This is a genomic window from Variovorax sp. DXTD-1, assembly GCF_003984625.1.
In the GTDB taxonomy this organism is placed as follows: domain Bacteria; phylum Pseudomonadota; class Gammaproteobacteria; order Burkholderiales; family Burkholderiaceae_C; genus Variovorax.
This window is the reverse complement of the sequence record NZ_RWKH01000050.1, coordinates 1-2,312: the sequence shown is the minus strand read 5'-3', so window position 1 is coordinate 2,312 and position 2,312 is coordinate 1. Positions and strand designations below refer to the sequence as shown.

Sequence of the window (2,312 nt, the reverse complement as noted above, 5' to 3'; positions counted from 1 at the left end):
GCGCCGGAGGTGAGGCGGTTGTCGATGCTGCCCGCGTTCAGGGTGGTCGTGGCGGTCGAGCGGATCAGGCCGCCGACGTTCGTGATGCTGCCTGCGTTGACGCCCAAGTCGCCAACGGCCAGCGTCTGGCCGCCGGTGTTGTCGTAGCCTGCGCCCTGAGTGTGGATCGCCACCGTGGACTGGCTGAGCACCAGGCCGCCACTGGTGTTGGTGAAGGCCTGCGTGTCGGCGGTCAGCGCGCCATTCGCGCCGATGAACCCGGCCGTATTGTTCACGGCGCCCGTGTTCAGCGTCAGCGTGTCGCCGCTGGTGATTCCGCCTTGGCCATTGGTATAGCCAAACGCGTTGGTGTTGGTGAGCACCTGACCATTCGTATTGATGGTCATGGCGGCGCCGCTTTGCAGCAGGCCTGTGTCGTTGTTCAGCGCACCGGACCTCACGTCGACGGTGGTGGTCGCTGCCAACGTGCCCTTCGCGCTGTTGTCCAGTGCATTGCCACGCGTGTCCACCACCAGGCTGTTGCCGAAGACTTTGCCGCCGACATTGTTCAGGCCACTGTTGAGCAGCGTGGTCGTGGCGCCGGCTTGCAAGGTGCCGCCATTGTTGGTCGTCACACCGATGGTCGTGACACTCAGATCGCCGTTCACCGCGGCCACAAGACCACCGGTGCTGTTGTCCAGCGTAGCGGCCGCGATTGTGGTGTTGCCATTGGCCGCCAGGGTGCCACCCACGTTCGCGGCCGCGCCGCCGACGGTGGCACTCAGATCGCCGGCCGCCGTCACACTGCCGGCGTTGTTGTTGAGGCTTCCTGCTGAGACGGTGGTGTTTCCGCCCGCGCCGATCACGCCCTTGTTGCTGTTGTCGAGCAAACCGCTCACGGCCAGGCCGAGGTCGGAGGTCTCGGCAGCCCGAATGGTGCCACCCTGGTTGGCCAGGCTGCCGGCTGCCACGGTCGTATCACCGTTGCTGGCCAGCGTCCCGCCGCTGTTGTCCACGGCGCCCACCACCGTGATGCGTGTGGCCTCGACGCCGGTCTGCACGATCTGGGCGCCGGCGCGGTTGCCGAGCGACCCGGCGTCGATGGTGATCTGCTTGGCGCTGATCACGGCCTTGGCGCCATCCTGGCTGAAGGCGCCCGACATGGCGACCGTCAATGCGCCATTGGCCGTGATCTGGCCATCGGTGCCGCTGTAGCTGCCGCCCGCGATGGCGAGCGTGCCGGTGCCGGCATGCTCGATCTTGCCGGCTGCGTTGGTGATGCTGGTGCCTTGCAGCGTGAGGTCCTGGCCGTTGCTGGCGATGCGCCCGCCGTCGTTGTTCAGGGTGCCGCTGGTGGCGATGGTCGTTGCGCCCGTGCCGGTCTGCACGATCTGGCCGCCATTGGTGTTGGCGAGGTTCGAGACGCTGATCTGCAGCTGGCCGGCGTTCAGCTGGCCGGCGCTGTTCACGAGCGTCTGGCCGGGCTGCGCATTGGCCGTGATGGCCAAGGTGCCGGGCGTGGCCACAGTGGCACCGCTGGTGGTCACGTCGCCCTGGGTGGCGGTGACGCCGATGTGGGCAGCGCCAGTCTGGCTGCCGGAGAGGTCGACAAAGGCGCCCTGCAACGCCAGGTTGCCGCCGGCGGCGTTGGTGCCTGTGGAGGTCAACCCTTGAGCCGCCGTGACGTGCAGGTCACCCGTGCCTTGCAGCGATCCCTTGGTGCCGTCGAGGCTGCCGGTCTGGATGGTGAGATTCGCACCACTGGCAATGCGGCCGTCGGTGTTGAGCAGCTGCTGGGCGACGGTGGCCTGGACGTTGCCGCCGGCCGACTGGAGTGTGCCCTGGCTGTTGTTCAGGGACTGGCCGGTGACGGTCAGGGCCTGGTTCGAGGCCAGGGTGCCGGCGGTGTTGTTCAGCGCGCCCGCCACGTTCGCGGCCAGTGCGCCCGTGGCCGAGATCGTCCCGCGCGTGTTGTCAGCCTTGCCACCGACTGTGAGGTTGGCATCGGTGGCGCTGGTCAGCTTGCCATCGACATTGATCAGATCGCCCGTGGTCGCAATGCTCAGGCTGCCCGCGTTCAACGTCCCGCCGGTGTTGTCCAGTTGGCCCACGTTGGCGCTGAAGCCGTTGCTGACGTTCAGCGTGCCACCCGCATTGGAGAAGCTGGGGCCCGTGACCGCCATGCTGGCCACCGACAGCGAGCCGCCCGCATTGTTGATCTGCGGGGTGTTCAGCATGACCGGCCCGCCAGCGTAGATCTTGCCGCCGTCATTGAGGATGGCGCCTGCCGCGGTGAGGGTGCCGGGCGATGTGGGCACATACGGTGCCGGTGC

1 pseudogene is annotated in these 2,312 nt (G+C 67.5%); it reads right to left on the bottom strand.

The annotated features are described in order from the left end of the window. A pseudogene (locus EJI00_RS24705) lies at positions 1-2,312 on the bottom strand (S-layer family protein); the annotation flags it as partial.